Raw genomic sequence first — 23,165 nt, forward strand, 5'->3', positions numbered from 1 at the left:
TATGTCCATCGGGATTCAACGATGAAGAAGTTGTCGTTTCTGGTATCGCGCTGGTTCCTTGTGTTCGTCGCGCTCGTGGTCGTCGGACTGGTGATCTGGTTTTTGGGGCCCTTTTTCGCGTTCGGCGGCCTCAAGCCTCTCGCGAGCATCGGCATGCGGGTCCTCGTGATCGCGCTTTTGCTGGTCGGCGTGCTGCTTTGGCTCAAGGGCCGCTCGACCAGCGTCGTGTTTGCCGCGCTGCTGTGTCTGCTCGTCTGGTACGCAGGGCCGTTGTTGAGTTTCGGGCGCGTCGAGCCACTGGCCTCCGTCCCGGCACGTGTCGTCGCCATTACCGTCGTGCTGTTGATCTTCGCGGCTTTCGGGCTGTACTGGCTCTGGCAGAAAATGCGCAGCGACGACGCATTCCTCGAAAAGGCGCTGCGCTTCGGCGAGAAAAAGAGCGCGTCGCCGGCCGCCGGCCGGCTGAGGGAAGTCGAAGCGCGTATCGACGCGACGCTTGCACGCCTGAAGTCCTTGCGGACCGGTGCACGGGGCCTCGCGCGTCTCTTTCAGGGCACGCGCTATCTGTACGAACTGCCGTGGTTCATTGCGATAGGCTCGACATCGTCCGGTAAAACGAGTGTATTGCTGAACGCCGGACTCACGTTCGCGGCCGGCGCGGCGACGCCGCGCACGGGCGCTGCATCGGTCGGCACGAAGAATGTCGATTGGTGGTTATCGAACGACGCGGTGTTGATCGACACCGCGGGCTATTACACGCGGCATGGTGCGTCGACGCAGCCTTTGACGCAGCCTTTCCTCACACCGGTGGACAAACGCACCGACGGTGACGACACCGACAACACCACCGCAAAAAACACCGACCGCGACACAGCCTCCCCTCCCGACGAAGCCGACCTCCGCCGGCTCATCGACGAAGACGAATGGCACGGTTTCCTGAACCTGTTGCGCCGCCATCGCCCGCGCGCGCCGATCAACGGCGCAGTACTCGCGATCAGCGTCGACGTCCTGAGCTCACCCGATCCGGCAATACGCGCCGCCGAAGCCGGCGCGTTGCGCGAACGGCTGGCCGATCTGCGCACCCGGCTCGGCATCCGCTTTCCTGTCTATCTGCTGATTACGCAAATGGACCGGCTGCCAGGATTCGCCGACTACTTCGCATCGTTGACCGAGGAACATCGCGCGCAGTTGTGGGGATTCACGCTACCGGTCAACGCAGACCCAGCGGCTCAGCACGATCTCGCCACCGTCTGCCACGATGAACTCACGCAACTTGCAACACGCGTGGCAAGCGGCATAAACACACGTCTCGAAGACGAATACGACCTCGGTCGTCGCCGGCGCCTTGCAGCGCTGCCGGAAGCATTCGCCGCGCTATCCACGCCACTCGAAGAACTGCTTGCGCAACTGTTCGTCGATTCACGCTACGACGACACCCAGCATCACGCGACGCTGCGTGGCCTCTACTTCACGAGCGCACGGCAAGGCGGCGAGCCGGTCGTCGCGGAACCGCTCACCGTCGTGCAGCGTCTGATGACCGGCCGCGGTCATCCACTCGCAACGAGCCTGGCGCAACCCACCGCAAACCATAGCTACTTTCTGCGCGATCTCTTCGCCAGAGTCATCGTGCCGGAAGCGCATCTGGTGCGTCCCAATCTGCGCTGGGAGTATCGTTTCCGCCTGCTGCGCCTCGTCGGTCACACGCTCGGTGTCGTACTGTTCGTCTGGCTCGCGATGGGCATACGCGTGAGCTTCGGCAACAACAGCGGCTATCTCGATGCGATCGCGCACAAGACGCAAGCGCTTGCCGCAAAGGTCGCGCAGCTTTACCGCGAGCCGAAAGCGGATGCGGTTCCCGATACGCTCGGCGACGCGCACTCGCTGCCGAGCTTCACCGGACTCGATCTTTCCGCGCCGGATAGCCGCTTTCGCTACGGCCTCTACAGCGCGCCCGGTGTCGTCGACGCGAGTCGCGAAACGTATCGCGCGCTCGAAGACACGCTGCTGCTGCCGTCGATCGTTCATCGCATGGAGGACGTCATTGCACAATCGGCGGCAAACAGGGACGCCAAAGCGACTTACGACGCGCTGCGCGTCTACCTGATGCTCTACGACAACGCGAAATTCAACGCGACGGACATCAAGGCGTGGGTGCTCGAAGACTGGGCGAAGAACGACAGCGCATCGATCTTCGGCGGACGGGCATCGATGATCGGACATATCGAGCTGCTTTTCTCAGGCGAGCGTATCGTTCGCTCACCGCTGATCCGCAACGACGCGCTGATCCAGCAGGCGCGCGCATTTCTCGACGGCAGCAATGCCACCCAACGCCTCTACGATCGCGCGAAAGCGGACATGCAGAAGGAAGCGCCCGACGAGTTCACGCTGCTCCGTGCAATTGGCCCGCAAGCCGGCACGGTCTTCACGCGCGCAAGCGGCGCGCCGCTGTCGCGCGGCGTGCCCGGCCTCTTCACGTTCGACGGCTACCGCAATCTGTTCGACAAGCGTTTGCCCGAGTTCGTGCAGCAGGCCCGCGACGACGACGCGTGGGTGATGGGACGTTCGTATCTCGGCGAGGCTCAAAAAAAAACGGCTGAAATCGTCGGCACCATAACGGGCACCGACGATCCGCTAACGGCCGCCATTCGCCGCCTCTATCTGACCGAATATGCACAGCAGTGGGACGTTTTTCTTGGCGATGTCCGCACGGTCGCCGGGACGAGTCTCGCGTTCGACCTGCAGGTGCTGCGCCAGATTGCGGCGCCCGATTCGCCGCTGACACGGCTCGCTCGCGCCGCCGTGCGTGAAACGACGCTTACGCAATCGATCGCGGCGGCCAACGGCTCCCTGCTGCAGAAAACAGGCGACCAGCTCAGCCAGAAAGCGGATCAGGCATTGGGGATTCGCGCGGAAGAGCGCATCGAACGCGAACTGGTCGACAGCCATTTCGCCGCATTGCGCGAGATGGTGACGGGCAGCGCCGATACGTCCGCGAGCAATCCGCCGCCGAATGCCCAGGCCGGCAAGACGGGCCTCGACGGCGTGACGAGCCTGCTCGACGATTACTACACCGCGCTGACCGTCGCGGACAACGCAATCGCGAACAACAGCATGCCGCCGCTGAGCGACGCCGCGGCGAAACTGAAGATGGCGGCTAACACGATGCCCGCGCCGTTTCGCGAGGTGTTGCTCGGCCTGTCGGTGCAGGGTTCGCATGAAGTCAACCAGGGGATCGGCCAACTGCTTTCGCGGCAGATGCAGGCCGTGGTCAGCGATACGTGCCGCGTGACGATTGAAGGCAATTACCCTTTCGCGCCGGACAGTGCGCGCGACGTGGGTGTCGACGATCTCACACGGGTCTTCGCGCAGGGCGGCGTGATCGACGATTTCTTCGTGAAGAACCTCGCACCGTTCGTCGATACATCGGCCAAACCGTGGCGTTACCGCACGCTGCCGGGCGCCACCGAGCCGGTTCAGGGCCCCGAGCTCGAACCGTTCCAGCACGCGCGGCAGATTCGCGACATGTTTTTCGGCGATCAGGGCAAGCAGCTTCTGTGGAAGACCGAGATTCGCGTGCCCGAACTCGATCCGACCGTGACGACACTCGCGATCGACATCGACGGTCAAAGCATGCTGTATCAGCACGGCCCCGTGGCCCCGCTCGCGGTGAACTGGCCTGGCCCGCGCGGCGGCGTGCATGCGGAAATCACAGCCAGTCCGCGCATTCGCCCCGAAACGTCGACCCTTGCGACGGATGGACCTTGGGCGCTGATGCGTCTACTGCGCAAGGGACGGGTTGTGCCGACGGCCACGCCGGGGCGCACCCGCGTCGAGTTCGAATTCGACGGGCGCAAGGCGGTGCTCGATCTCGCCAGTGCGGGAAGCGTCGCCAATCCGCTGACGAGCGACGTGCTCACTACGTTCCGTTGTCCCAGTTCGATGCCGATGCTGAGTCTGCCGGACAGCGGTCCGCCACCGGGTTTGCCGACGGCAGCAATGGCGGCGGCAGTGACGTCGGCGTCGAGGTCGACAAACACTCTCGCGCCCTGAGCGGCCATCAAACCCGCATTGCTCATACCAATCCCACAAGGGTTTCCCCTGTCTGCATGCGTAGTGCGTCAAGCCGTAAACACAGTAATCACCAAGCCACTCGCTGAAAAGCGGAACCCCTCGCGAAGGCAAAAAGATTGCTATGACTCTGAACAGGAAACTTGCGTCGATGATCGCGGTCCTCTGGACCGGCCTGATCCTGATCGGCGGCTTCGGCGCATGGCAAAACCGCGCGTCGATGATCTCGGACCGCCGCGATCAACTCACCGCGCTGATCGACCAGGCTAATCACATCGTCAACCGTTACTACACGCTCGCGCAGCAACACACGCTCACCGAAGACGAAGCCAAAAAGCAGGCGCTCGACACACTTGCGGCGATGCGTTATGGCAAGGATGGCTACATCTCCGTCAACGACTCGCAACCGGTGATGCTGATGCATCCGTTCAAGAAGGACATGGTCGGCAAGAACTTCGCGCAATTCACCGACCCCGCGGGCCATCACCTGTTCACCGATATCGTCGCCGCGGGCAATCGCGACGGCGGCGGCTTCGTCGACTATCTGTGGGCGAAGCCGGGCAGCGACAAACCCGTCGCCAAGACCAGCTTCGCGATGCGCTTCGCGCCATGGGACTGGTACATCGTCACCGGCATGTATATGGACGACGTGCAGGCCGCGTTCTACGCGAACCTGCTGCGCTGGCTCGTGATCACCGTGACGCTCGGCTCGATCGCGACGCTGGTGATGCTGCTCGTGTTGCGCAGCATCCGCCGTTCGCTCGGCGGCGATCTGGAAGTGGCCGTGGAAGCCGCGCAGTCGATGGCGCGCGGCAATCTCGCCACGCGTCTGCCGGTGCAGCGCGACGACACCCGTAGCCTGTTGCACGCGCTGCACACGATGCAAGCCGGCCTCGTCGACACGGTTTCGCGCGTGCGTCTGGGTACCGACAACATCAACATCGGTGCAACCGAAATCGCCGCCGGCAATACGGATCTGTCGCAACGCACCGAGGAACAGGCGGCGGCGCTCGTGCAGACCGCGTCGAGCATGGATCAGATGACGGTCAATGTGAAGCAGAACGCGGACAGCGCGTTGCAGGCGGCGCAACTCGCCGGTCAGGCCGCGGACGTCGCCACGCGCGGCAGCCGCGTCGTCGACGACGTGGTTCGCACGATGGGCGAAATCACTACCAGCTCGCGGCAGATCGGCGACATCATCGGCGTGATCGACGGCATCGCGTTCCAGACCAACATCCTCGCGCTCAACGCGGCCGTCGAAGCGGCCCGCGCGGGCGAACAGGGACGCGGCTTCGCGGTGGTCGCGGCAGAAGTGCGCAGCCTCGCGCAACGCTCGGCCACCGCGGCGAAGGAAATCAAGGCGTTGATCGAAACCTCGACGCATACGGTCGAAGCCGGCGCGTCGCTGGTCGCCAACGCCGGTTCGACGATGGGCGAGATCGTGCAGTCGGTGCGCCGCGTGAACGAAATCCTCGAAGAGATCAGCAGCGCGTCGCGCGAGCAGAGCGCGGGTATCGAACAGGTGAATCGCGCGGTCGGCGAAATGGATCAGGTCACGCAGCAGAACGCGGCGCTGGTCGAACAGGCCGCCGCCGCCGCGCACTCGCTGAAGGACCAGGTGAGCGTGCTGCGCGACGCGATTGCGAGTTTCGCGTTGCCGGCCTGACCCGCCCGCCGGTTCAGAAGACAAAAAAGAAGGCGCTCGACAGGCGGAGAGCGCCCCTTCAACACGCCGCGTCGGACTCGACGCATCCATTCAACGAATCAGCCGCGCGGATTTTCAAAGTCCGCGCGGCTTTTTTGTGCGCGTCGTCGGCTGGAGCTTCCGCCCGTATTCCCTCGATACGGTCGCCGCGCCCCGCGGCGGCACGGTCTGCAGCGTGTTGTTCAGTCACGACTCGCTTGCATGAAACTCGCTTACACATTACGTTTTAATTACAATCGGAGCGGCAGCACGTGCGCCGGCACCTCAACGTATTCACCGCCGCCGATTCCGGCGGTGCGAGCTCAACCCGCTGTTCTCTATCGGCACCCATGACTCAGAAGAAGAAATCGCAGTCGCACGATCCGTACGCGCCCGTGGCAAAAAACCATTTGCTGGCCGCGCGCCTGCCGATGTGGCGCTCGAAGTTCGTCGTGCTGCTGGTGTTCGGCGCGTTTGCGTCGCTCGCGGGCCGCGCATTCTGGGTGCAGGTGGTCAACCAGGACTTCTACGTCAATCAGGGGCAAAAGCGCTACCAGCGCACCCTCGAACTCGACGCGACGCGCGGGCGGATCGTCGATCGGAACGGCTCGATGCTCGCGGTCAGCCTCGCCACCTACGAAATCTGGGCCAACCCGAAGCTGCTCGACGAAGCCGCATTCCCGCCGCTCTCGAAGCTGCTCGATCTGCCGCTCGCGGAGTTGCGCCGGCGTCTGAGCGGCGACAAGATCTTCGTGCTGCTCAAACGCCAGGTGGATGCGGACACCGCCGAACACCTGAGCAAGCTCGGCCTCGCCGGCATCACGCAGATCGCGGACTCGAAGCGCTTCTACCCTGAAGGCGAATCGGCGGCCCACGTGGTCGGCTTCACGGATATCGAGGACAACGGCCAGGAAGGCGTCGAACTGGCCGCCAACGAACGCCTGCTCGGCGTGCCGGGCCAGCGCGAAGTGATCCGCGACCGGCTGGGCCGCGTCGTCTCCGAAACCCGGCCGCTGGTGCCCGCGCAGAACGGCGACACGATCCACCTGACGATCGACCGGCGCATCCAGCAGCTCGCGTACGCGCAGCTGAAAGACGCGATCGCGAAGCATCATGCGGAAGCCGGCAGCGTGGTCGTGCTCGACGCGCGCAATGGCGAGATTCTGGCGCTCGCCAACTATCCGAGCTTCGATCCGAACGACCGGGCCCGTCTGACCGGCCGGCAACTGCGCAATCGCGCGGTGGTCGACACGTTCGAACCGGGCTCGACGATCAAGCCGGTGGTGGTCGCGCTGTCGATCGATCAGGGCAAGGTGCGGCCGCAAAGCACGATCGACACCGCGCCGGGCTGGTACAAGATCGGCCCGGCCGTGATTCACGACACGTCGAATCACGGCGTGATGACGGTGGCCGAAGCGGTGCAGAAGTCGAGCAATATTGCGCTCGCCAAACTCGCGCTGAATCTGCCGGCCGAAACCATCTGGAACAAGTACCAGGAATACGGGCTCGGCTTGCGGCCGGAACTGACCTTTCCGGGCGTCGCGTCCGGCAAGGTGCGTCCCTATAAACGCTGGCGCCCGATCGAACAGGCGACCATGGCTTATGGCTACGGGCTGTCCACGTCGCTGTTGCAGATCGCACAGGTCTATACCGCGTATGCGGGCGACGGCACGATGCATCCAGTGAGTCTGTTGAGCGACGGCGGGGGTGCTCAAGGCACGCAAGGGGCGCAGGGAACGCCGGGGACTCAAAATATTTCGGACCCGCAAGCCGCGCAAAACGGCCACGTGGTAACGACTCCCACCACCGCGCGGGCGATCCGCACGATGCTGGAAATGGCGACCGGCCCTGGCGGCACGGGCCGCGCCGCGGCCGTAGAAGGCTACCGGATCGGCGGCAAAACCGGCACCGCGCGCAAACAGGTCGGTACGACCTACGCGAAAAACCGCTATCGCGCATTATTCGTCGGAATGGCGCCGATGAGCGACCCGCGGCTGATCGTCGCGGTGATGATCGACGATCCCGCCGGTAAAGCGTTCTATGGCGGCACGGTGGCCGGCCCCGTGTTCAGCGCGGTGACGGGCGGCTCGCTGCAATTGCTGGGCGTGCCGCCGGATGCGTGACGCGGGCCACCCGGTGGTAGCCAGCGCCGGCCGCGGCGGCTAACGCTGCCCGCTCTCGCCGGCGCTTTGCACCAGCGCCTCGATGCGATTGCGGCCGTTGCGCTTGGCCTGATACATCGCACGATCGGCCTCTTCCATGATCGCGACGCCGAACGCGGCCGCCTCGGCGCTCGAACCGCTCACCGTGCGCGCCGCCACGCCGATCGACACGGTCAGCGCAATGCGTTCGCCGTGATCGTCCTGTAACGCCAGTCGTTCCACAGCCAGCCGCACGCGCTCGGCGACCGTCAACGCGTCGGCGCGATCGCCTTGCACCAGCGCGGCGAATTCCTCGCCACCGTAGCGCGCCACCGTGTCGCCCAGACGCACCTGTTGCCGTACGCAAGCAGCCACGACGGCCAAAGCGCGATCGCCGGTCTGGTGGCCGTAGGTGTCGTTGATACGCTTGAAACGGTCGATATCGATAAACAGACACGCGACCGGCACACCGTAGCGCACCGCGCGCATCACTTCCTCTCGCAGCCGTTCGTCGAAGTAGCGGCGGTTGGCGAGACCGGTCAGCGCATCGGTCATGCCGAGTTGCTTGAGCCGCTCGCGATGCGCGACATTGTCCAGACTCGCGGTGACGATGCTCGCGAAGCGCTCCAGGATGTCCGTGCCCATGCCTTCGGCGAAACGCGCGGGGTCGTCGCTGCCAAGACACAGATAACCGCTGACCTTGTTGCCGAGCGCAAGCGGCAGCAGGATCGCGCTGGCCGGCGCGTCGGCTTGGCCGAAGAACGCGCGGCATAACGGCTGGTCCAGTTCGCGCGCACGGCCGAGCCACGGCCGGCCGTTTTCGCACAGACCTTGCGCGGCAAGACCGCCCTCGCGCGAAGTCTTCAAGCCGCTTTGATCCAGTGCGTCCAGCGCGGCGGGTTCAAGCAAATCGAGCAACATCGGCGCACGATCGTCGAGCCATAACGTCACGCTCGCCAGCGAGAATTCCTGCGGCAGATGGCTGAACAGCGTGTCGAGAAACGACGCGAAATCCTGTGCGCCGATTAACCGCAACTCGACGTTCTGGAAGCGGCGCAGCGTGCGCTCGTTGTGCTGCACCGTATCGACGAGCGAACGCAGGCGGTCGGAGAGCGGCGTTTGGGCGAGATTCGTCACGTTATGAAGTGCGGCCCGAAGGCAGAACGGGGCTGCGGCCCCAACCGCTTTAATAACGGCCGATTCGCCGAGGTCTTGAGGGCGCGGATCGGGTGTGCGCGAGATGCACACGATTGGCCGCGCCGGTCAGCACGCTCGACGCAGCGTGAGCGTCTTTACGCAAAAGTTATGTCGTGCGCCGCAGTCGCACATGGCACTCGCGCGTTTTGATCGCTTTTGACCACTTAAGCAATCTTAAGTCTCGCTTAATTCTTCCCTGTAAATATGGCGCACAACATCCCCTGTTGGAAGCCGCCAGAACATCGGCGGCGCTTTTTCTCCGGGATGTCGCCGACGCGCCCAAAGCTGCACTGCCTGCCTGCGAAGAAGGAGTCGAACAATGGTTGAAGACACGGTATTCGAGCAACTGCGCGCCATGCCCGGCAACGAATGGGTGCGCCAGATCCACTCATGCAAGGTCTCCGATCCGTTGCAACCGCCGTGGGGGCGTTCGTACCGGCTCGTCGAATGGACGATGAACGACACGCCCGAATCGAGACGGCGCGTGGTGCCGGCGGAAAGCACCCCACTCGAAATCGCTCAGGCGATGATGTCGCACATTCCGGGACGCCGCTTCCAGCACGGCGACGACTGAAACTTTTACGCCTTCAGCAGATACTCGTGGTCTTTTAACTCAGGCAGCGACGCAAAACGCCAGCGCATCGTCCAGCCGATCGTCGCCCCAGAACATTTCATCGCCGACAAAAAAAGTCGGCGCACCGAAAATACCCCTGGCCGCAGCTGTTTCCGTCTGTTCACGCAAGCGCAGTTTGTTCGCGTCGCTTTGCGCTTCGGCGATCAGTTGTCGAGCGGGCAACCCGAGTTGATCGAGCGCTTCGCTCACCACGTCGATCGAACCGACGTCGCGATCGTGGACGAAATTCAGTTGCATGATGTGGCGGCAATACGCACCGATCCACGCTTGCCCGGAGCCGATGAGCGCCACACGCATCGCGAGCAACGCGGCCCGCGGAAAAGTACCCGGACGCGTCCACGCGAGGCCGTATTTGCGACATTGCCGCTCCATGTCCTTCCATACATACGCGCCCTTCTGCTTCTGCAATACGAAGGGCGAGTTGTCGTAGCCGAGCGCGCGGAAAATCGGTCCCAGCAAAAAGGGACGCCAATGAATCGGTACGCCCAGCTTCGCGGCCTGAGCCTCGATACGCATCACGCTGAGGTAGCTGTAGTTGCTGCCGAAGTCGAACCAGAACTCGATGGGCTGCACGCGGGCGTCGCGGGGCAATAACGTGGCGGTCATGTCTTACTCTCCGATTCATGTGCAGCCGGATAGCAGCGGGCTTTGCAATAGTTGACAGTCGCGTGGAACCGTTGCCCCTATGATGACTCATCCGCCCGCCACGCCAGAGCCAAGATATGAACTATCCCTACGACGTGCTGACCGCCGCCTGTCTTTTCATCATCGTGATCTCCACTTCAATCATGCTCGCACTGAGCTGAACGTATCAGCGCGTTTGCGTCGCGACGCGCAGCCCGAGCGAGATGAACAGCACGCCGATAATCTTGTTCTGCCAGCGCGCAAGCCACGTCAGACGTTTGACGAATCTGCCCAGCGGACGAATCGTCAGAACGATAAGTGTTGTATACAGCGCGCTCATGCCGACAAAAATCAGCCCGAGCGTGGAGAACTGCAGGAACGTCGAGCCGTGTTCCGGGTGGACGAACTGCGGCAGGAACGCGAGGAAAAACAGCGCGGTCTTCGGGTTCAACACTTCGGCGGGAATGGCCTGAAAAAAGGCTTTCGAAGCGGACACCGGCGGGAGCGCCGGTCGCTGCGCACTCACCTGCTTCTCGCGCAAAGCGCGCACGCCCAGATAGACCAGATACGCGGCGCCGACGAACTTCACTGCATTGAAAGCGAGCGCCGACGTCATCAGCAGCGCCGACAAACCGACCGATGCGCCCAACGTATGAATGAAATCGCCGACCGCAACGCCAAGTCCGGTGAGGATGCCTGCCTTGCGGCCACCATGCACGGTACGGGTCAACACAAGCAATACAGCCGGACCGGGAATCAGAAAGAGCCCGAGTACAACGGCAACAAAGGTGCCTAGCGTCGAAAGATCAAGCATGTCGTCTCCTGAATGACGCGCCGTGTGCGGCTGACAGGAACAGCGCCCGCGCGTTAAGCGAACGATTGTAGACGAATGTGTGGATAGACAAATAAGGCCGCCGCGACGGCAAGTTTCGAAGAAACGCGAACGCGGGGCAATGGCAGCGGGAGGGAGAAGCGCGACGGATCGCCAGATGAGGAGTCCGGTTTCGCCCCAGCCGGGAGCTAGATCCGTCACGTCGGCAATTATGCAGGCAGGTAGGCGCGCGATCATTGCCTCGTTTTGCAATGCACCCTTACCGAATCCGAGAAAATCGGAGCGGGCCGCGCGCTGCTGAATCGGCCGCCCGGCGTTCCGGCCGCTTCGATCCGTCGCCCTTGCGTACGCAATGCACGTACGCGTCCAACGAGGTCGCATCAAATCGTCATTGTTGCTGCGGCTGGCGCTTGCGATCTACGCGTCGGACACCTCAAAAAGCTTGAACTGCACAGCGGGATCCTGGATCACCCGTGCACTGAGTTCGCGCTCCCATATGAGGTAGTCGGCCCACGCCCGATCCCGGCGGGGGCCCGCCACCCGCATGACCGATCCCCAATCGTCATCGAATGGGCTCAACAGTTGTGACGGCTGCCAACTCTGCTCGGTCGGCAGACCCTGCGCTTGCCATGCCTGGGTGCCGTTCAATATCCACGAAAAGCGGTTGTCAGGCCAACGTTCACGTGCGTCGCGGGCCGCAAGACTAGCCGCGATCCCGTCAGGCGACGTGAAGACGATCGGGTAACCTGTAGCTAATAACGGCGATAGCCGATCCAACGCCGACGGAAGAACGAAATAGGCACCGGGTAAATGATTGTGCTCGTAATCGAGACTAGGGCCCACATCGACGACCTGTGCGTGTCGCGACGTCAAAAGCTCAACCACACTCTCAGGCGTTAAACCGTCGCCCACATTGCTGGCGTCAGCAATCTTGCCGTGCTCGTACGTTTGATCGACCGGGAATTCGCCGTCGAGAATGAAGACTTCAGCCTGATTCAGTTGAGCCAGCCAGAAGGCGGTCACCGCCGCGCGCAGGCGGTGAGAATCGTCGATAAGCACAATGCGTGCGTTGCGCGTTCCAATGAGGTTCTCGAAGTGCATGAGCAACTGGCCACCCGCCATGCTTCGCACGCCAGGCACCTGGGCTGTGTCACTTCCAGATGCAGGTCTGAGATCAAACGTATATAAAGTGCGATCGGTTTCAGCACGGAAACGCGTGACATCACCGGGTTGAACAACGGACAGGTTGTAGCGGGCGATCAACGCAGCGGCCCGACTATGTAGCGTCGCTTCGGATGCGATGGGCAGCGTCTCGGTCACCTGCGCGTTTTGCACCACTGGCGCGCGCTCCAGTGCCCACTGCATGACGCCGTCTTCGAGGAAGGCCACGTCCTTGCGTCCGAGTACCCGCAACGTCGTGGTGCCGATAATGCCGCGGGTTCGACTAAAGCAATTGATCGCCCATAAGCGGTCCGGTGTGCTTGCGGACCACTCGCGAAGAGACAGCTCCGTGCCGGGGTAATTATCGGCTCCGGGCAGCGAAAGGAATTCGAATTCCGCACGCGGCCTTGCGTCGATCAAGTGGGTTCGCTGGGCGTTTGCCTGCCTTGCTCGCACATCGGCACCGCGAATAGAGGGCGTCGCGTAGTGTTGACGAACCAGGTCACCAAAGGCTTTGACAAGGCTGCCGTAGCCGTCGATCCTGGGGAGTCCGGCCGCGTCCCAGGCAGCCATCCCGCCCGCGAGCACACGCACGTCCTTATAACCGAGACGCTTCAGTAGCGCCTCTGCACGGTGTGCCGGGCCGTCGGCATCGCGATCGTCGATCAGAACAATCGGCGTCGTCGCTCTGGGAACCCGTTCGCCGACTTCCAGCTCGAGCGTGGACAACGGCGCCAGCCGGGCGAGATTCAAATGTCCGCCCACAAATTGACGGGCCTCACGCACATCGAGCAACGCTAGTTCGTGCGTACCTGTCAGCAATTGCTGAAGCGTATGAGGAGAGATTCCGGAAGTGGTCATTGCAGTCTGGTACTGGATTGGAAAAGCAGCCACGTTCCGAACGGAGTCCAATATAGGAAAACTCAAGCCCCAAACGCCGCTCCAGACCGCCACGCTACCAGTTTCGAATACGACATAAAACAAAGCTTTTAGCATTTGCTATAGGGCAATCGAGATAACAACCGTGCGGCGGCCGCGATATATTCAGCGCTCAACGTTAATCAATCGTCTTGTTCCCGAATCACCCAAGTCGACTTACCTGAATGACAGCCTCCCGACTTAAGACCTCACATCCGGTTAACCCGGCTCGGTGGTGGCAACGATACGAAGTACCTACTTTCGTGCTGGCGTTACTCCTCTATTCAGCCTGGGCTCTGCTGGTGCGTTGGCATGCGGATATTCCGGCCTGGTTGTTATTCCTGCTGGGCGGTTACGTCGCGCAATTGCATTTCTCGTTGCAGCACGAGGCCATTCACGCCATGCGTCACATTCCCAGGACATTGCGCTGGGCATTGGTATGGCCGCCATTGAACCTATGGCTTCCCTATCCGATGTATCACAGGAGTCATAGCACGCATCACGTGAATTTCCATCTGACTCATCCTGAGAAAGATACCGAAAGCGCCTACCATTCGCCTTCTACCTGGAACAGGTACGGCGCACTCTGGCGCGCAATCTATCTGGCGAATCAAACGCTCGCGGTTCGCCTGCTATTCGGCCCATTTCTGCGCTTATACAAGCTCGTGCGCAACGAAGCCCGCAAGCTGGCAGCAGGCAATTACTCAGATCTACGAATCTGGCTGACGCATCTGATCAGCATCGTGCCGATTCTCTATTACGTGATAGTGGTGTGTCACATGGGGCTGGGTGAATATCTGCTGTTCTTTGTCTACCCGGGCATGATGCTGGGTCAACTTCGTACGTTCACCGAGCACCGGTGGGGAAACGCCCCTCACGAGCGCGTCGCTATTGTCGAATCGAACGCGGTGTTCGGGTTGCTCTACCTCTACAACAATATTCACTACGTCCATCACGTGTCACCGACGATGCCGTGGTACGAGATCCGCAGACATTTTCGTCGCAACCGCGCAGCGTCTCTCGAAGGTACGAGATCCGCAGACATTTTCGTCGCAACCGCGCAGCGTCTCTCGAAGGCAACGGGAATTTCTACTATCGCGGATATGGCCAGATCGCGCGACGCTACCTGTTCAAGCCAGTGTTTCATCCCGAGCACCCACGTTGGTGATTCGAAGCCACACACACCCCTCTCCACGGAACACGCTCTCATGAAGTCAATTCGATCCATCCTTCTGATCGCCCTGCTGCAAGTGGTCGCAGCAAGCCCTGTATTCGCCGCGAACGAGCTTGCGCAGATCAAAGCCGCCGGCGTGTTCAAAGTCGGCACCGAAGGGACCTATGCACCCTTCACGTACCACGACGACTCCGGCAAGCTAACCGGCTTCGATGTGGAAATCGCAACGGCGATCACTCAGCGTCTCGGCGTGAAGCCTGAGTTCGTCGAAGGCAAATGGGATGGCCTGATCGCGGGTCTCGACGTGAACCGCTACGACGCCGTCATCAACGAGGTCGCGGTGACCGATGCGCGCAAGGTCAAATACGATTTCTCCGACCCGTACATCGCCTCGCATGCAGCGCTGATCGTGCGTTCGGATAACACGACGATCAGGAGCTTCGATGATCTCAAAGGCCGCAAGACCGCCGATGCATTGACCAGCAATTACGGGAAAATCGCAAAAGATCACGGTGCCGATCTGGTCGCGATGCAGGACTTCAACGACTCGATCGGACTCCTGCTCTCGGGCCGGGTCGAGGCGACCGTGAATGACTCGCTGACGTTCCTCGACTTCAAGAAGCACAAGCCGGATGCGAAAGTGAAAATCGTTGCGATCGACAATTCGGGCGACAGTGGAGAGTCCGCGGTACTCCTTCGCAAGGGCAATCCTGAACTGCAGGCCGCGATCAACAAGGCCCTTGCCGATATCAAGGCGGACGGCACGTACGAGAAAATATCTCACAAGTATTTTGGCAAGGACGTGTCCAGGTAAGCGCAAGCGGGAACTGTTCACTTGCCGAAGAAACGCCGGAACGATGCCGGCGGCAATCCGATAGGCGTGGATGCGGGGCGGCACACGGGCTAAAATGTCTGGAAACCGCTGCAACGAAGCCTGTGGTGGCGTCGGCCGTGACAACGGCATTGATGGAAATACATCATGTCAACCGAGTGGAAGCGCCGCGCCATGCTGTTTATCCAGCGTTTCTGGCAGCCGACCAGCGCGTGTATGACTTGCATGCCGGGGAGCTGGGGCAATGTCATGAGCCTCGCCCACTGGACGATTGCATTCCATACCGGTCTGCTTACCGGACTGCTGGCCGTACTTTTGACCTTCACCCCTGCGGCGAAGCTCTATACGAATCGATACGGCAATGCGCTTGTCGTCGGCTTTCTGACTGCGGTAGGCGACGCCTATTCGCACGTCAGTCATTACCGCACCCCCTATATCGAGCACATCGTGACGGGCGCTATTTCAGGTCTCCTGGCGCTGGTTGCCTCGTATCTTTTTGAAAACCGCGCGCGTCGCCTTCGAGCAGCATGGGCTCGGGTTTTCGGATAATCTCCGCGGCGAACCTCTCAAGGCCCACAAGTGGATGAGCGTCGCGACCGCAATGCCGCGGATGATAAAGGCGCTCGTCGGTCAGCCTGCATATTCGATAATCGACAGGCCCGCGTTGTTGTCCGTGACGTAAGCAAGACCTTGCGCATCCACAAACACATCTGCGCTCTGAATGACCTGCGGACGCACCCTACGGTCGATCATCCGGACGGGCGCAGCGGGCACGAACGCTCCGGTTTGTCGTGGCTGATAGGGATCGGAAATATCGAACACGCGTAATCCGGCGTTCTGCCAGGTCGCGAATATCAGCGTGGAGGAAACAAACGAACCGGGACGGTTCTCATGCAGGTTATGAGGACCGAAGTGTGCGCCCTTGCGGGGGAAGTCGGTTTCGGATGGCGTCGGGAATGTCGCAATTGAAACAGGATTCGCGGGTTCCCTGACGTCGAACACCCACGTATGCTTGCGCCCGTCCGCCTCCTCGTCGGCCACGGCCTCGTCAGCCACGATCAGAAGATTCCTGTCGGGCAGCGGTAGCGCCGAATGCGTGCCGCCGCCATAAGGTGGCGACCAGTTGCGATGCACGATCAAGCGCGGTGCCGAACGGTCTGAAACGTCAAGCAGGGTCAACCCGCCGTCACGCCAGCAGGCGTAAGCCGTGTCGCCGGACACGACGGCATGGTGAAGACCGAAACGGCGATCCTTGCCCCAACCCGGCGTCTCGCCGGCAGCCAGGTTCATGCCCGGCAGCCAGTATCGCCCTGCTTCGACCGGCCGCGTCGGGTCGGCCAGATCGACGATCAAAAGGATGTAATCGGTGAACCCGTCAAGCAACGCCGAGACGTAAGCCCATCGGCCGCCCACGTACCAGATCCGGTGAATTCCCCCTCCGTCGACGGGAAAAAACCCGATCTGACGTGGCTGCGCCGGCTTCGACAGATCATAGATAGCCATGCCCGCCGACCATGAGCGCGGCGAACCACCGCTTTGACCGGCAGTCCCTAACGTTTCGCCGACCGAGCCTGAGTAGTAAGCCCGTTCGTCGACGAAGCTCGCATCGGCAAATAAATCCAGCGCATGGACGACCAGCAGAAGATTGTCGTGCGTTTGCAGGTGAATAGTCCAGGTCCTGGGCGGGGCCGCCACAAAACCGGCTGGCGCAGGACGCGAGGGATCGCGCACGTCGACAATCGAAAATCCGCCCGACCAGGGGTGAGCCACGTACGCAAAGCCGCGATGCACCATGATCTGGAGGCCATCGCTGCGTCCGCCCTGATCCGTGTGCCCGATCAGGCGCATCCGGTAGGAGAAGTCAGGCGTGGGTAGTGCGGACATGTCAGCTCTTTAACCGGAAGGGGAGCGGGCGACGGCTGCCCAGTCAGGGCCCGCGCCACGTTTTATTTCACTGTTGTGCCGCGGGAATCCAGGAGGCCGACGCAGCGTCGCTGGCGCGAAAGCTGGGAACCTTCTGAGCCAACTGGTCAATGCTGGCGATGTGGTTGTCGATCAACTGCGCACGAGTGACGAGAGCCGGCTTGACCAGCACCATTTGACCAGGACTCTGGCCGGCAATCAGCAGACTCACCGCGCGCACCGCCACTTCCCCGACTACCGCGGCATTCGTCGCGGCCGTCGCCACCCACGGACTGTTCGGTTCGACAATTGCCTGGATATCCGAAGTAGAAATATCGACGCCGTACACTTTCACCTTCGATTGCAAACCGAGTTCGTTGATTGCCAGCGTAGCGCCGCGGGCGAATTCGTCCCAAGGCGCAAAGACGGCAGTGATATCGGGATGTGCGCGCAAGGCGGCCTTGGTTTGATCGGCCACGGACGAAGGCACGGAGTCGTTCACTACGCCCCAAACCGCCTTTTCCGCGATGCCATGCTGTTTGCCGAACGCCTGCCATTCCGCGTAGCGGTGGTCCAGCGGCGCGAAACCGGCAACGTAAATCGCCCCTCCCTTGAAGCGGTCGCCCTGCTCCTTCACGGCCTGTTCGAGCACGAGGCGAGCCATCTCACGATCGTTCTGTTCAATTTGCGGAATCTTTGGATTATCGAGTTTAACGTCGTACGCGACGACCTTGATTCCCGCATCCAGCGCTCTTTGCGCCACGTCTTTGAGCGCCTCAGGCTTGCCGTTGTTGATGACGATACCGTCTACCTTCAGCGTGATCGCCTGTTCAATCAGTTGCCGCTGCACGTTGGGATCCTGGCGAGCCTCCGAAATCCGCAGATCGACCTTGAGTGCACGCGCCTGGCGTTTGCTGCCCGCTTCGAACGCCTGTAGCCAGTCGCCACCGTCTACGAAGTTCACTACCGCAATCCTGACGCCGCCCTTATCGAACGGTGCGGGCGCTCCACTAAGACCGTCGGCCTTTGCCAAAGCGGAAAAAGCGAGCAGGCCGAACGTCGTCAGGGTCGCAAGCCGGAGATGAAATTTGTTCAGCATGTTGAACCGTTCAGGTTAGCGGGAATGCAGTGATGGGTCGCAATTTATACAAAGCGGGCTATGGTCTGACAACGAAGAAGTTGTGCTTTCCATATGAGCCGCACGCTGAGCCGCACGCAACGCACGCCGCTGTCGAACTCAGATCGGTCAACAACCCTCGCTTCGCGTCGGTGAACACATGTTCGCATCGCCCGCATCGCCCACGGTCTGCGCGGCCCAACATCGGGGACGTTGATTTGATCACGAGCACACCATGCCATTGCCGATCAGCCGGGCGATCTACCGCAACATCCCTGCCGTGCTCCGTCCGGGTCACAATCCGGCGACGACGTCCGCGACCACGACGGCAACCACGAACGCGCCGGCTTCGGGGCCGCGGTATGGCATTCCTCCACCACTTGGGATGATGCCGAGACGGCACAAGCGGGATTCCGGGCCGACGGACGCGCCCTCCATGCCGCCTCGACAACCGTTGGCGGCACTGCTGGGTACAGTGCCGATCACATCGAGCAACGTGGGGCCGATGCCGCAACATGCGTTACCGCAATACGCGCAGACGCAGCTTCGTCCGCCGTTACCGCCCCGCCCACCGTTACCGCCCCGCCCGCAGTTGCCACCCCGCCCGCCGTTGCCGCCCATGCTCAGGCCCGGCGGCGGTTATGGCATGGCGACGGCGACACAGCCGCCGCCCTGGGGATCTCACAAGCCGAACCCCACCCCTGCGGCGCCACCCCCGATGTCCGCGCACGCCAGGCCGCAGGCGCAACCTCAACCGTTGGAACGGCCGTCTCACTACTTGCGGCCCGGCTATCCGTCGACGTCGCCTCACGGCATGCCGGCGTCGCCCCCGACTCATCGTCCAACGGGACCGACCGGAATGGCGCAAGCGCCGGCGCCGATGAAGCGGCCCGGTATTCACGGCGCCGCACCGACTGCCGCCCCGGCCAGGACGGCGGGTACCGCGCCTGCCGCAGCGAAGTCAAAATGGGACGGCAGGCCTGTCCTCGTCGACGCCCAGTCGTGGTTCACGTTGTCTCACAAGTTCCAGATGAACATGCAAAGGTTCCGGGGCACCGATCGCGGCGCAAGCGCGGAGAAGGTGCTCAGCGAGCACATGACGGGCGATCAGAAGCACGTCTACATGCTGGATGGCGGCAAGCCAGTGGGAGTCATGACGTCCCACCTGCTGACGGATGGCAGTGTCCACGTCAACGGCGTCGTGACGCATCCCGGCTCGAAAGGCGTGGGCGGGGCACTCATCGAGGGGGCGGTCAACACGTCGGTGAAGAACGGCGGATCGGGAATGGTCCACCTGCAGTACCTCGATCAGGCATCGCGCGCAGCCTACAGCAAGCTCGGCTTCCGGTTCGAGGGCGGCTCGGGGGTCAACATGATCCTGGTCCCTGCCGCGCGCCCGGACCTGTGGGAGAGGACCGACGAGGGGTACAGGCTGAAGAAGCCGGCGCCGAAGATGACTTGATGCGGCCGTCCGGTGCGGAGCGAGGTCAGCCCGCGCCGGCCGGTCGACGGAGCCGTCAGCCCAGCAGGGGCGGCAACTCCTCTTTCAGGAAGTCGACCAACGCGCGTACCGCAGGCATCATGCCTCTGCGCGTCGGGAACAGCACCACCAGACGCCCCTCCCTGGGACGCCATTCCGGCAGTACCCGACACAATGTTCCCTGTTCGATCTCACGCGCGCAGGCATAGAGCGGGAGGCTCGCAATACCCATTCCGGCGAGCGCTGCTTCCTTCAGAGTCGCGATATTGTCGCTTTGCACGCGGGGTTGCGTGACGGGTGTCGCGACCTCGCCGCCTGGTCCGATCAGCCGCAGTGTGGTCACCGGCTCATCGATCGATGCGTAGATCAGCAGATCGTCACGGGAAAGCGCACCGGGCCCGTCGATTCCCCCCGTCTGCGCCAGATAGACGGGACTGGCCACGAGGCCCCAGCGCGCCGTACACAGCGGCGCCTGAACCAGGCTGGAAGACTCCGATTCCTGGCCCATACCACGCACCACCACATCAACATGTTCCTCGACGAGATCGACCCGCCGGTGACTCGCCTGAATCGCGAGGCGCACCTTCGGATAACGCGACATGAAACGCGGCAGCAAGCGGGCCAGCACGATGTCCGTGATCGCGACGGGCAGGCTCGCGCGTACGAGGCCAGCCGGCTCTGAGGTGCGGCGGCGGACTGCTTCTTCGCCGGCCTGTGCTTCGGCAAGCATCGCGCGGCCATGCTCGTAGAGCGCCTGACCGGCATCCGTCAGACTCAGCCGGCGCGAGGTCCGCTGCAACAGCCGAACGCCGAGGTTGGCTTCCAGCCCGGTGATTCTGCGTGAGAGATGGGATTTGCTGACGCCGAGTACCTCACCCGCTGCGGTAAAGCCACGATGCTCGATGACCAGAACCAGAAAATACAGATCGTTCAGGTCGACGGACAGCGGGTTCATGCGAACTCCAGATAAAGGTAAGTTGAACGACGATCGTTTCCCACAGGAAACGATAGGTTGTTATCAAGTGTATTTATTTATGATCGTTGCGTAAATATGATTCATGTCAACCGGGACAGTCGCGCACCGGGCCACAAGGCAACGGCGGTCATCTGCTGATGCCTTCTCCCATACCAACGTTCACGAAAATCATGAAACTCCATACCCTGTCGAAAACCTTGGTTCTTGCTGTAGCCGTCGCCACCTCGTCCGCCGTCGCGATCAAGACAGCCGATGCCGCGCCTGCAACGAATGCCGTCGCTCCGTCGGGCGCACCGTACTCGTTGCTGTCGCGCGACAACACCGTGCTGCTGCTGGTGGACCATCAGGTCGGCTTGTTCACCGGTGTACGCGATATCGACACTGGCGAACTGAAGCACAACGTCGTCGCCCTCGCCAAAGCGGCCAAGGCGCTCGGCGTTCCGGTCATCATCACGGCCACCATGCCCGACGGCATGTGGGGGCCAACGATCCCCGAACTGACTGCCGCGCTCCCGGGCGTCCCCGTGCTCGCGCGGACCTCGATCAACGCGTGGGACGACCCGAACGTTCGCGCCGCCATCGAAAAGACCGGCCGCAAGCAGGTTCTGATTGCCGGCGTTTCGCTGGAAGTCTGTGCCACGTTCCCGGCGCTGACGCTCAAGGCCGCGGGCTACGATCCGCGCGTGGTACTCGATGCGTCGGGCACCTTCAGCGATGCCAAGCGTACGGTCGGATTGCAGCGCCTCGCCGGTGCGGGGATTCCGGTGACCGACTACGCGTCGGCTGGAGTCGAACTGCTCCACAGCAACACCGATCCCAAGGCGCAAGAGGTATATGGCGATCTCGACATGCCGTTCGCGAATCTGGTGTGGCAGTTGAGGAACGCTTCGGGCAAGTAACGCATAAACGCGCTCCGGCAGCGGCGTCTTCCAGCGCTGCCGAAGCCAGACGGAGTCTTATCATGACCAGATTCGTACGCGTGTCGCCCGTTATTGCGGGTCGCGACATGAACATCGGCGACACCTTTCAGGCGAAACATTTCGGAGAGGAGATGTTCGGCGGATTGATCGACCCGGTTGTCATGCTCGATCATTTTCGTATGACGGGGCCGACTTTCGCGCCGCATCCGCATGCCGGCATCTCGGCCGTGACCTATGTGTTCGAAGACGCGACGGGTGCGCACGTCAACTACGATTCGCTCGGCAACCACGGCCCCATCGGTCCCGGTGCACTGCACTGGTTTGCCGCCGGGCGCGGTGCCGTGCATACCGAACAGCCAGAGGGCGACGGGCACCACGTTCACGCGCTGCAGATCTTTGTGAACCTGCCCGCCCGGCGGAAATTCGATCCGCCGTATGCCGTGCATGTGGAACCGCAGGACATCCCCGAGTTCAACGCGCCCGGTGTTCGCGTGCGGGTGGTCGCGGGCGGCAGCAATGGCGTGAGCGCTGCACACACGGCGCAACTGCCCGAGCCGTTCACTTTGCTGGACGGCTTCCTCGCAGCGTCGGCAGCGTTCAGCCACGACTTGGGGCCCGGCTGGAACGGAATGATTTATCTGGTTTCGGGCGCGTTACGGGTGGAAGTAGCGGGCGTAGTTCGCCAGTTGACGGCGGGCGCGGCTGTCGGCATCGCGGTTGACAAGGATGCCACTGCGAGCGGCGTAGCCGTCCGGGTCGTCGCGGACGAAGTCAGTCACTTCGTGATGCTATCCGGACCGGCGTTGTATGAGCCGATTGCGAAACATGGACCGTTCGTGATGAATACCCGCGAGCAACTCGAAGATCGTATCCAGGCTTTCCAGAAAGGCGAATTTGGGCAACTTGTGATGCCGCAAGCCGCCATGTCGTGATTGATCTATGCATGCCGCCTCGCGGGCTGCGATACTAATCGTCGAAATCGGACGCCAAGTGTCGATTCGACCGCCCTTCGTTCGTCGTGGTCTTGTAGCACCATTCAAATCAGGAGAACGACGATGCGATTTATCATCACGGCCCAAGCAAGCGTAGACAACGAGGAGCCGCATGCCGGCGGCGGCCTGGACGAGGCCCTGCTCACAGCGTACATGCGGTTCAACGAAGAGATGCACGAGGCCGGTGTCCTCGTGGCTTCCGAAGGCTTGAACCCAGCAGCGCCCGGTGCGCGAATTGCGGTTAGCAAGGGGAAACGCTACCTCGTTGATGGTCCGTTTGCCGAGTCCAAGGAACTGGTTGGTGGCTTTTACATCATCGAAGTTGGATCGCTTGAGGAGGCGATTTCCTGGGCATTGCGCGCGCCGTCCGGTCTCGGCACGGACGATGTACTGGAGGTGCGCCAACTCACCGGAGCGGGCGATCTCCCGCCCGATGTCCTCGACATCATCCGCGCAGCGGCACCGACCTGGAGCGAGTCGGTCTGGCAAGCGCGGAAGTGAAGGCGGCATACG

General features: G+C 62.1%; 17 protein-coding genes and 1 pseudogene. 11 read left to right on the plus strand and 7 right to left on the minus strand.

What is annotated here, in order from left to right:
* The first annotated feature begins 21 nt into the window (after nucleotides 1-21).
* The 3 genes from tssM to PQQ51_RS13075 all read left to right on the plus strand — a co-directional run bounded on the left by tssM (nucleotide 22) and on the right by PQQ51_RS13075 (nucleotide 7,875).
* A complete protein-coding gene (tssM, locus tag PQQ51_RS13065; RefSeq protein ID WP_408497200.1) occupies nucleotides 22-4,050 on the plus strand; it encodes a type VI secretion system membrane subunit TssM in 4,029 nt (1,342 codons plus the stop codon).
* 142 nt (nucleotides 4,051-4,192) lie between these two features.
* Nucleotides 4,193-5,734 carry a methyl-accepting chemotaxis protein gene (locus tag PQQ51_RS13070; RefSeq protein WP_408497201.1) on the plus strand — a complete coding sequence of 514 codons (1,542 nt, stop codon included), beginning with the start codon at nucleotides 4,193-4,195 and terminating at the stop codon, nucleotides 5,732-5,734.
* Between the two features lie 368 nt (nucleotides 5,735-6,102).
* Nucleotides 6,103-7,875 carry a peptidoglycan D,D-transpeptidase FtsI family protein gene (locus tag PQQ51_RS13075; protein WP_408497202.1) on the plus strand — a complete coding sequence of 591 codons (1,773 nt, stop codon included), beginning with the start codon at nucleotides 6,103-6,105 and terminating at the stop codon, nucleotides 7,873-7,875.
* Nucleotides 7,876-7,914: 39 nt separating this feature from the next.
* Here PQQ51_RS13075 and PQQ51_RS13080 read toward each other — a convergent pair whose 3' ends face one another.
* A complete protein-coding gene (locus PQQ51_RS13080) occupies nucleotides 7,915-9,030 on the minus strand; it encodes a GGDEF domain-containing protein (RefSeq protein ID WP_408497203.1) in 1,116 nt (371 codons plus the stop codon).
* Nucleotides 9,031-9,409: 379 nt separating this feature from the next.
* Between PQQ51_RS13080 and PQQ51_RS13085 the strand changes: the two genes are divergently transcribed.
* A complete protein-coding gene (locus tag PQQ51_RS13085) occupies nucleotides 9,410-9,664 on the plus strand; it encodes a DUF2866 domain-containing protein (RefSeq protein WP_408497204.1) in 255 nt (84 codons plus the stop codon).
* Between the two features lie 39 nt (nucleotides 9,665-9,703).
* Here PQQ51_RS13085 and PQQ51_RS13090 read toward each other — a convergent pair whose 3' ends face one another.
* From PQQ51_RS13090 to PQQ51_RS13100, 3 genes are all read right to left on the minus strand, one after another.
* On the minus strand, nucleotides 9,704-10,330 hold the full coding sequence (locus PQQ51_RS13090) for a 2-hydroxychromene-2-carboxylate isomerase (protein ID WP_408497205.1): 627 nt from the start codon (nucleotides 10,328-10,330) through the stop codon (nucleotides 9,704-9,706).
* A gap of 205 nt (nucleotides 10,331-10,535) precedes the next feature.
* On the minus strand, nucleotides 10,536-11,162 hold the full coding sequence (locus tag PQQ51_RS13095; protein WP_408497206.1) for a LysE family translocator: 627 nt from the start codon (nucleotides 11,160-11,162) through the stop codon (nucleotides 10,536-10,538).
* Between the two features lie 435 nt (nucleotides 11,163-11,597).
* Entirely contained in the window at nucleotides 11,598-13,337 is a 1,740-nt protein-coding gene (locus PQQ51_RS13100) for a rhodanese-like domain-containing protein (protein WP_408497207.1), read from the minus strand.
* 107 nt (nucleotides 13,338-13,444) lie between these two features.
* On the opposite strand from PQQ51_RS13100, the pseudogene PQQ51_RS13105 reads away from it, so the two are divergent.
* The 3 genes and pseudogenes from PQQ51_RS13105 to PQQ51_RS13115 form a co-directional block, all read left to right on the plus strand.
* Nucleotides 13,445-14,221 (plus strand): annotated as a pseudogene (locus PQQ51_RS13105) (fatty acid desaturase); the annotation flags it as partial.
* 246 nt (nucleotides 14,222-14,467) lie between these two features.
* Nucleotides 14,468-15,247, plus strand: a complete 780-nt coding sequence (locus tag PQQ51_RS13110; protein ID WP_408497290.1) for an amino acid ABC transporter substrate-binding protein — start codon at nucleotides 14,468-14,470, stop codon at nucleotides 15,245-15,247.
* A 165-nt stretch (nucleotides 15,248-15,412) separates the two neighbouring features.
* Nucleotides 15,413-15,814, plus strand: coding sequence for a hypothetical protein (locus PQQ51_RS13115; RefSeq protein ID WP_408497208.1), 402 nt, complete (start codon nucleotides 15,413-15,415; stop codon nucleotides 15,812-15,814).
* An 81-nt stretch (nucleotides 15,815-15,895) separates the two neighbouring features.
* Here the strand turns inward: PQQ51_RS13115 and PQQ51_RS13120 are convergent, their stop codons facing one another.
* The gene (locus PQQ51_RS13120; protein WP_408497209.1) at nucleotides 15,896-17,149 is read right to left on the minus strand and encodes an LVIVD repeat-containing protein; all 1,254 of its coding nucleotides are present in this window, start codon (nucleotides 17,147-17,149) and stop codon (nucleotides 15,896-15,898) included.
* A 67-nt stretch (nucleotides 17,150-17,216) separates the two neighbouring features.
* Entirely contained in the window at nucleotides 17,217-18,266 is a 1,050-nt protein-coding gene (locus PQQ51_RS13125; RefSeq protein WP_408497210.1) for a substrate-binding domain-containing protein, read from the minus strand.
* A gap of 877 nt (nucleotides 18,267-19,143) precedes the next feature.
* On the opposite strand from PQQ51_RS13125, the gene PQQ51_RS13130 reads away from it, so the two are divergent.
* The gene (locus tag PQQ51_RS13130) at nucleotides 19,144-19,746 is read left to right on the plus strand and encodes a GNAT family N-acetyltransferase (RefSeq protein ID WP_408497211.1); all 603 of its coding nucleotides are present in this window, start codon (nucleotides 19,144-19,146) and stop codon (nucleotides 19,744-19,746) included.
* A 55-nt stretch (nucleotides 19,747-19,801) separates the two neighbouring features.
* On the opposite strand, the gene PQQ51_RS13135 is transcribed toward PQQ51_RS13130, so the two are convergent.
* Entirely contained in the window at nucleotides 19,802-20,719 is a 918-nt protein-coding gene (locus tag PQQ51_RS13135) for a LysR substrate-binding domain-containing protein (protein ID WP_408497212.1), read from the minus strand.
* 191 nt (nucleotides 20,720-20,910) lie between these two features.
* On the opposite strand from PQQ51_RS13135, the gene PQQ51_RS13140 reads away from it, so the two are divergent.
* The 3 genes from PQQ51_RS13140 to PQQ51_RS13150 all read left to right on the plus strand — a co-directional run bounded on the left by PQQ51_RS13140 (nucleotide 20,911) and on the right by PQQ51_RS13150 (nucleotide 23,153).
* Nucleotides 20,911-21,639 carry an isochorismatase family protein gene (locus tag PQQ51_RS13140; protein WP_408497213.1) on the plus strand — a complete coding sequence of 243 codons (729 nt, stop codon included), beginning with the start codon at nucleotides 20,911-20,913 and terminating at the stop codon, nucleotides 21,637-21,639.
* A 62-nt stretch (nucleotides 21,640-21,701) separates the two neighbouring features.
* The gene (locus PQQ51_RS13145; RefSeq protein WP_408497214.1) at nucleotides 21,702-22,592 is read left to right on the plus strand and encodes a pirin family protein; all 891 of its coding nucleotides are present in this window, start codon (nucleotides 21,702-21,704) and stop codon (nucleotides 22,590-22,592) included.
* A gap of 123 nt (nucleotides 22,593-22,715) precedes the next feature.
* Entirely contained in the window at nucleotides 22,716-23,153 is a 438-nt protein-coding gene (locus PQQ51_RS13150) for a YciI family protein (protein ID WP_408497215.1), read from the plus strand.
* Nucleotides 23,154-23,165 lie beyond the last annotated feature (12 nt).

It is taken from the genome of Paraburkholderia xenovorans (assembly GCF_046030735.1).
GTDB lineage: Bacteria > Pseudomonadota > Gammaproteobacteria > Burkholderiales > Burkholderiaceae > Paraburkholderia > Paraburkholderia xenovorans_A.

Coding starts and splice junctions, on each gene's coding strand:
- PQQ51_RS13125 (WP_408497210.1), bottom strand. CDS start 18,266: ATGCTGAACAAATTTCATCTCCGGCTTGCGACCCTGACGACGTTCGGC.
- PQQ51_RS13120 (WP_408497209.1), bottom strand. CDS start 17,149: ATGTCCGCACTACCCACGCCTGACTTCTCCTACCGGATGCGCCTGATC.
- PQQ51_RS13135 (WP_408497212.1), bottom strand. CDS start 20,719: ATGAACCCGCTGTCCGTCGACCTGAACGATCTGTATTTTCTGGTTCTG.
- PQQ51_RS13150 (WP_408497215.1), top strand. CDS start 22,716: ATGCGATTTATCATCACGGCCCAAGCAAGCGTAGACAACGAGGAGCCG.
- PQQ51_RS13140 (WP_408497213.1), top strand. CDS start 20,911: ATGAAACTCCATACCCTGTCGAAAACCTTGGTTCTTGCTGTAGCCGTC.
- PQQ51_RS13145 (WP_408497214.1), top strand. CDS start 21,702: ATGACCAGATTCGTACGCGTGTCGCCCGTTATTGCGGGTCGCGACATG.
- PQQ51_RS13085 (WP_408497204.1), top strand. CDS start 9,410: ATGGTTGAAGACACGGTATTCGAGCAACTGCGCGCCATGCCCGGCAAC.
- PQQ51_RS13095 (WP_408497206.1), bottom strand. CDS start 11,162: ATGCTTGATCTTTCGACGCTAGGCACCTTTGTTGCCGTTGTACTCGGG.
- tssM (WP_408497200.1), top strand. CDS start 22: ATGAAGAAGTTGTCGTTTCTGGTATCGCGCTGGTTCCTTGTGTTCGTC.
- PQQ51_RS13115 (WP_408497208.1), top strand. CDS start 15,413: ATGTCAACCGAGTGGAAGCGCCGCGCCATGCTGTTTATCCAGCGTTTC.
- PQQ51_RS13075 (WP_408497202.1), top strand. CDS start 6,103: ATGACTCAGAAGAAGAAATCGCAGTCGCACGATCCGTACGCGCCCGTG.
- PQQ51_RS13090 (WP_408497205.1), bottom strand. CDS start 10,330: ATGACCGCCACGTTATTGCCCCGCGACGCCCGCGTGCAGCCCATCGAG.
- PQQ51_RS13100 (WP_408497207.1), bottom strand. CDS start 13,337: ATGCTAAAAGCTTTGTTTTATGTCGTATTCGAAACTGGTAGCGTGGCG.
- PQQ51_RS13130 (WP_408497211.1), top strand. CDS start 19,144: ATGGCGCAAGCGCCGGCGCCGATGAAGCGGCCCGGTATTCACGGCGCC.
- PQQ51_RS13110 (WP_408497290.1), top strand. CDS start 14,468: ATGAAGTCAATTCGATCCATCCTTCTGATCGCCCTGCTGCAAGTGGTC.
- PQQ51_RS13070 (WP_408497201.1), top strand. CDS start 4,193: ATGACTCTGAACAGGAAACTTGCGTCGATGATCGCGGTCCTCTGGACC.